Annotated in this window: 7 protein-coding genes; 1 reads left to right on the top strand and 6 read right to left on the bottom strand. The window is 61.6% G+C overall.

All coding sequences use genetic code 11. The features are described 5' to 3' along the window. From EN906_RS20405 to coaD, 4 genes are all read right to left on the bottom strand, one after another. The coding region (locus EN906_RS20405) for a DMT family transporter (RefSeq protein WP_127375331.1) at positions 1-296 on the bottom strand (296 nt) is incomplete at its 3' end. A 12-nt stretch (positions 297-308) separates the two neighbouring features. Continuing rightward, a complete protein-coding gene (locus EN906_RS20400) occupies positions 309-821 on the bottom strand; it encodes a peptidylprolyl isomerase (protein WP_127269467.1) in 513 nt (170 codons plus the stop codon). A gap of 38 nt (positions 822-859) precedes the next feature. After that, positions 860-1,447 carry a peptidylprolyl isomerase gene (locus tag EN906_RS20395; RefSeq protein WP_127269468.1) on the bottom strand — a complete coding sequence of 196 codons (588 nt, stop codon included), beginning with the start codon at positions 1,445-1,447 and terminating at the stop codon, positions 860-862. A gap of 16 nt (positions 1,448-1,463) precedes the next feature. Then, positions 1,464-1,964 carry a pantetheine-phosphate adenylyltransferase gene (gene coaD, locus EN906_RS20390; RefSeq protein ID WP_127272529.1) on the bottom strand — a complete coding sequence of 167 codons (501 nt, stop codon included), beginning with the start codon at positions 1,962-1,964 and terminating at the stop codon, positions 1,464-1,466. A gap of 301 nt (positions 1,965-2,265) precedes the next feature. On the opposite strand from coaD, the gene EN906_RS20385 reads away from it, so the two are divergent. Continuing rightward, positions 2,266-2,418, top strand: coding sequence for a hypothetical protein (locus EN906_RS20385; protein WP_081714296.1), 153 nt, complete (start codon positions 2,266-2,268; stop codon positions 2,416-2,418). A gap of 69 nt (positions 2,419-2,487) precedes the next feature. Here EN906_RS20385 and gyrA read toward each other — a convergent pair whose 3' ends face one another. Next, entirely contained in the window at positions 2,488-5,289 is a 2,802-nt protein-coding gene (gene gyrA / locus EN906_RS20380) for a DNA gyrase subunit A (protein ID WP_127301968.1), read from the bottom strand. A gap of 67 nt (positions 5,290-5,356) precedes the next feature. Then, positions 5,357-5,840: AraC family transcriptional regulator (locus EN906_RS20375; RefSeq protein ID WP_245484305.1), on the bottom strand; the 484-nt coding region annotated here is incomplete at its 5' end.

The following is a 5,840-nucleotide window of genomic DNA, read 5'->3' as shown; positions in this document are numbered from 1 at the left end:
GCGGCCGCACCTATGCGTGGCGTGAGAATCGTCGACAGCGTGACATAGAAACCGCCCAGCATGCCGCCGGCCACGAACAGCCAGGGCGCCGGCGCCTTCCAGTCGAGCGAGATGCCTTGCAGCTTCACCACCGTGACGGAGATGATACCGAGCACGATCGCGCCCGACAGGAACGAAAACGCAGCCGCCGCGACCGGGAGGCCCAGGCCGCGCGCCAGCTGCGAATTGATCGGCGCCTGAATGGCAATGAAGGCGCCGGACAGGATGCCGAGAAGCGACCAGACGACGCCCATCATTGTCGTTTGCCCTTACTTGACGTCGGCCGCGACTTTCAGCGACACGATCTTGTCGGGATCCTGCACCGGCTCGCCGCGCTTGATCTTGTCGACATTGTCCATGCCTTCGATGACCTGGCCCCAGACCGTGTACTGGCGGTTGAGGAAGGCGGCATCGTCGAAGCAGATGAAGAACTGCGAATTGGCCGAGTTCGGGTTCTGCGAGCGGGCCATCGAGCAGGTGCCGCGAGCATGGTTGGCGTTGGAGAATTCAGCCTTCAAATCCGGCTTTTCAGAGCCGCCCATGCCCGCGCGGGACGGCGCGAAGGAAGGCTTGCTCGAATTGCCGAACTTGACGTCGCCGGTCTGCGCCATGAAACCCTCGATGACGCGGTGGAAGACCACGCCGTCATAGGCGCCTTCCCTGGCCAGTTCCTTGATGCGGGCGACATGGCCGGGCGCCAGGTCGGGGAAAAGTTCGATGACGACCTTGCCCTTGGTCGTTTCCATGATGAGCGCGTTCTCGCGATCCTTGATTTCGGCCATGTCAGATATCCTTTTGAGAAACAGAGTTATTCGACAATTTACTTGTCGGCGGCGATGCGCACCTTAATCATCCGGTCGGGATCGGTGACCGTGCCGTTGTCCGCCTGGTCGCCCTTCTTGATTTGGTCCACCAGTTCCATGCCGCTGACGACATTGCCGACGATCGTGTACTGGCCATCGAGGGGCGGTGCCGGAGCGAACATGATGAAGAACTGCGAATTGGCCGAATTTGGGTCCTGCGAGCGGGCCATACCGACCACGCCGCGCTTATAATGTTCGGTCTGTGAGAATTCGGCCGGCAGGTCGGGCAGGTCGGAACCGCCGGTGCCGGCGGCCTCGGCGCTGAAACCCTTTTTCATATTGCCGAACTTGACGTCGCCGGTCTGCGCCATGAAGCCGTCGATGACGCGATGGAAGGCGACGTTGTCATAGGCGCCTTGGCGCACCAGCTTCTTGATCTGCTCGACATGCTTTGGCGCAAGATCGGGCCTCAGCGCAATGGTGACGTCGCCGTCCTTCAGCGTGATGATCATTGTGTTTTCCGGGTCGGCGGCGAAAGCCGAGACCGACACAGCCACAAGACCGGCGAGCACGACAAGGAACGAGGCTAGCTTTTTCAGCTGCATGGTTTTCTCCGAAAACTTACTTCTTGAACTTGGCTGTGAGCGCACCGGCAACCGCCGCCGGCACGAAGGGGCGAATGTCGCCGCCCATCGAGGCAATCTGGCGAACAAGTGTGGCGGTAATGGTGCGTACCGAAGGACTGGCGGGCAGAAAAACCGTCTGCAGTTGGGGCGCCATGGTCTCGTTCATGCCGGCCATCTGCATCTCATAGTCGAGGTCGGTGCCGTCGCGCAGGCCGCGGATCATGATCGAGGCGCCCTGCTTCCTGGCGGCGTCGATGACCAGCCCGTCGAAGGCGACGACCTTGATGCGGGCACCGTCGCTGCCGAATTCCGTCTTCGTCGCCGTCTCGATCAGCTTCACCCGCTCCTCGAAGGAAAACAGCGGTTGCTTGCCCGGATGGATGCCGATCGCCGCATAAACGATATCCGCCACGGCCAGCGAGGCCTTCAGCACATCGAGATGGCCGTTGGTCAGCGGGTCGAAGGAGCCGGCATAGAGGGCGATGCGTTCAGTCATGGCAGGTGCTTCTAATGCATGATCCCAAAAAGTGGAAACCGGTTTTTGGAAAAGATCATGCTCAAATGAAAGCTAGAGCCCGTTCCGTCTTCCGTCCATCAACAAGATGGAACAGGCTCTAGCGAGCCTCTCTCGCAAAGGCAAATCCGATCGGCGCGCCGGCCGTGAACCTTTTCCGGCACATGAACGACAGATGAACACGCTGATCACGAAGCCTTCACGCAGCGTTCACTAGGTTGCACCTTAATAAGATGAAACCAAAATCCCATCTATCCGTTGTTAGGCGCAGGAGAACACGCACATGCTGATCTACATGCTCGCCACCGCAATGACCGTCGCCATGCTGATCGCCACCGTATTTGGGCTGCATCAGGAGGCGCAACGCATCCGCGTCAAGGCAAACACCAAGCGCTTCGAAGGCTTCGGCCCGCGCAAGCCATATCGTCACTACTGATAAAGCCTGAACTTGCTGCCGCGCCGGCCACCTGGCCGGCGTTGCTATGTCAAAACCCGGGTGCCGGACTTAGTCCGCACCGTCCGGACCGGCGTCAGGCGCCGGAGCGGCATCAGCACCGCCCTCGACCGTCTCATCGCTTTCTTCGTCCGCTTGCGGTTCCGAGATCCGCTCGACCGAAACCACCTTTTCGCCTTCAGCCGTGTTGAAGATGGTCACGCCCTTGGTGGCGCGGCTGGCGAAACGGATGCCGTTGACCGGAACCCGGATGACGGTGCCGCCGTCCGACACCAGCATGATCTGGTCGTCATTGCCGACCGGGAACGTCGCCACCAGCCTGCCAATCTCGGCTGCCTTCGACACATCGGTGGCGCGGATGCCTTTGCCGCCGCGTCCGGTCAGCCGGAAATCATAGGATGACGAACGCTTGCCGTAGCCGAACTCGGTGACCGTCAGCACGTACTGTTCGTGCGCCTTGAGCTCTTCGTATCGGTTGTCGGAAAGCTCCGTCTCCTCGCCGATCTCCTCATTGGTCAGCGCGATCTCTTCCTCTTCGCCGGTCGTTTCCGTGGCAAGCCGCCGCTCCGCCGCCGCGCGCTTCAGGTAAGCGGCGCGTTCCGCTGGCGAAGCATCGACATGCTCTATCACCGACATCGAGATGATGCGGTCGGTCTCGGCCATGGTTATGCCGCGCACACCGACCGAATTGCGGCTCTGGAAGACGCGCACGTCGCCGACGGAGAAGCGTATGCACTGGCCGGAACTGGCGGTCAGCAGCACGTCGTCCTTGTCGGTGCAGGTCTCGACGCCGAGGATCTCGTCGCCTTCTTCCTCCAGCTTCATGGCGATCTTGCCGTTGCGGTTGACCTGGACGAAGTCGGATAGATCGTTGCGGCGCACGGTGCCGCGCGTGGTGGCGAACATCACGTAAAGTTCGCCCCAGCTGGCCTCGTCCTCCGGCAGCGGCATGATGGTGGTGATGCGCTCGCCCTGCTCCAGCGGCAGCATGTTGATCAGCGCCTTGCCGCGTGACTGCGGATTGCCGATCGGCAGCCGCCAGACCTTTTCCTTGTAGACGATGCCGCGCGAGGAGAAGAACAGCACCGGCGTGTGGGTGTTGGCCACGAACAGCCGGGTGACGAAATCCTCTTCCTTGGTCGACATGCCGGAGCGGCCCTTGCCGCCGCGACGCTGCGCCCGGTAGAGCGACAGCGGCACGCGCTTGATGTAGCCGGAATGGCTCACCGTCACGACCATGTCCTCGCGCTGGATCAGGTCCTCGTCTTCCATGTCCGAACCGCCGTCGGTGAGTTCGGTGCGGCGCGGCGTGCCGAACTCGTCGCGCACGGCGGCAAGCTCGTCCTTGACGATCTGCTGGACGCGCGCGCGGGACGACAAAATGTCCAGGTAATCGATGATTTCGGCGCCGATCGTGTTCAACTCGTCGGCGATCTCGTCGCGGCCGAGCGCGGTCAGGCGCTGCAGGCGCAGTTCGAGGATGGCGCGCGCCTGTTCCTCTGACAGATTGTAGGTGCCGTCTTCGTTGATCCGGTGACGCGGGTCATCGATCAGGAGGATCAGCGATTCCACGTCGCCAGAGGGCCAGCGCCGCTCCATCAACTGCTCACGCGCCGTCTGCGGATCCGGCGCGGTGCGGATCAGCTTGATGATCTCGTCGATGTTGGCGACTGCGATGGCGAGACCGACCAGCACATGGGCGCGGTCGCGCGCCTTGCGCAGCAGGAATTTCGTCCGCCTTGTGATCACCTCCTCACGGAAGGCGACGAACGCCTTCAGCATATCGGTCAGGTTCATCACTTCCGGCTTGCCGCCGTTCAGTGCCACCATATTGGCGCCGAAGGAGGTCTGCAGCGGCGTGAAGCGGTAGAGCTGGTTGAGGATGACGTCGGCAACGGCGTCGCGCTTCAACTCGATGACGACGCGGTAGCCCTGGCGGTCGCTCTCGTCGCGGATATCGGAAATGCCCTCGATGCGCTTGTCGCGCACCAGTTCAGCCATCTTCTCGATCATCGACGACTTGTTCACCTGGTAGGGAACCTCGGTGATGATGATCGACTCGCGGTCGTTGCCGCGCTGTTCGATGTTGACCTTGCCGCGCATGACGATGGAGCCACGGCCGGTCGAATAGGCGTTGTAGATGCCCGAACGGCCAAGCACGATGCCGCCGGTGGGGAAATCCGGTCCCGGAATGATCTCCATCAACGCCGGCAGGTCGATCGCCGGATTGTCGATGAGGGCGATGGCGCCGTTGCAGATTTCGCTGAGATTATGCGGTGGAATGTTGGTCGCCATGCCGACGGCGATGCCGCCCGAGCCGTTGACCAAAAGGTTGGGAAACCGTGCCGGCAGAACCTTCGGTTCGCTGCCCGACGCGTCGTAAGTGTCCTGGAAATCGACGGTATCCTTGTCGATATCCTCCAAAAGCTCGTGCGCGACCTTGGTCAGCCGCGCTTCCGTGTAGCGCATCGCCGCAGGCGGATCGCCGTCGATGGAGCCGAAATTGCCCTGCCCGTCGATCAACGGAACGCGCAGCGACCAGTCCTGTGCCATGCGCACCAAGGCGTCATAGATGGAGGCGTCGCCATGCGGATGGTATTTACCCATCACGTCGGCGACCGGGCGCGCCGACTTCACATATTTGCGGTTCCAGTGGTAGCCGCTCTCATGGGCGGCGAAGAGAATGCGGCGATGCACCGGCTTCAGGCCGTCGCGCACGTCCGGCAGCGCACGGCTGACGATCACGCTCATAGCGTAATCGAGATAGGAGCGCTGCATCTCCTCGACGATGGATATCGGCTCGATGCCGGTGGGGCCGCCGTCGGCGCCGCGCGGTGTCTTCTGGTCGGTCAAATCGGATCACAATCTAATCAGGAATCACTTGGTGCTTATATAGGAAGCAAGCCCGAAACTCCAACCTTCACGGCACTTTTCCAGTGTCATTTTCGGTGGTAATTTCAAATGGATACCGCTGATTGCGACGATATGGCCAAGGCGGTTTTCGCCGCCCTGACGCAAAAGCCTGCGTGTCTGCCTTGGCGGGCACGGGGCCGATTGACGAAGCAGAAAAGGCCCATGCGCCACGGCGGCTGCGATAGTTGCGCGGCGTCTCCCCCATGATCCGCCGAAAACGACGATTGAAAGTCGACAGATCGTTGAAGCCGGCCTCGAAGGCGATCGCCGAGACCGCATCGTTGGACATGCGTAGCCGCACCGCCGCCCTGTGCAATCGCGTCCTGAGCAGGAATTGGTAGGGCGTCATGCCCGCCACCTGCCGGAAGATGCGCAGGAAGTGATACGGACTGGTTGCTGTCTCATTGGCAAGCGCTGAAAGCGAGACAGGCCCATCGGCGTCCAGTTCGATCCGCCGCACTGCCTCGGCCACCCGTTTCTGATCGCGGCGG

Source organism: Mesorhizobium sp. M7A.F.Ca.CA.004.06.1.1, assembly GCF_003999135.1.
Lineage (GTDB): Bacteria > Pseudomonadota > Alphaproteobacteria > Rhizobiales > Rhizobiaceae > Mesorhizobium.
Note: the sequence above shows the minus strand (reverse complement) of the source record. Positions and strands in the feature narration are given on the sequence as shown.

Bases quoted from the DNA above. Each gene is read 5' to 3' on its own strand.
- EN906_RS20400 (WP_127269467.1), bottom strand. From the start codon at position 821: ATGGCCGAAATCAAGGATCGCGAGAACGCGCTCATCATGGAAACGACC.
- EN906_RS20395 (WP_127269468.1), bottom strand. From the start codon at position 1,447: ATGCAGCTGAAAAAGCTAGCCTCGTTCCTTGTCGTGCTCGCCGGTCTT.
- coaD (WP_127272529.1), bottom strand. From the start codon at position 1,964: ATGACTGAACGCATCGCCCTCTATGCCGGCTCCTTCGACCCGCTGACC.
- EN906_RS20385 (WP_081714296.1), top strand. From the start codon at position 2,266: ATGCTGATCTACATGCTCGCCACCGCAATGACCGTCGCCATGCTGATC.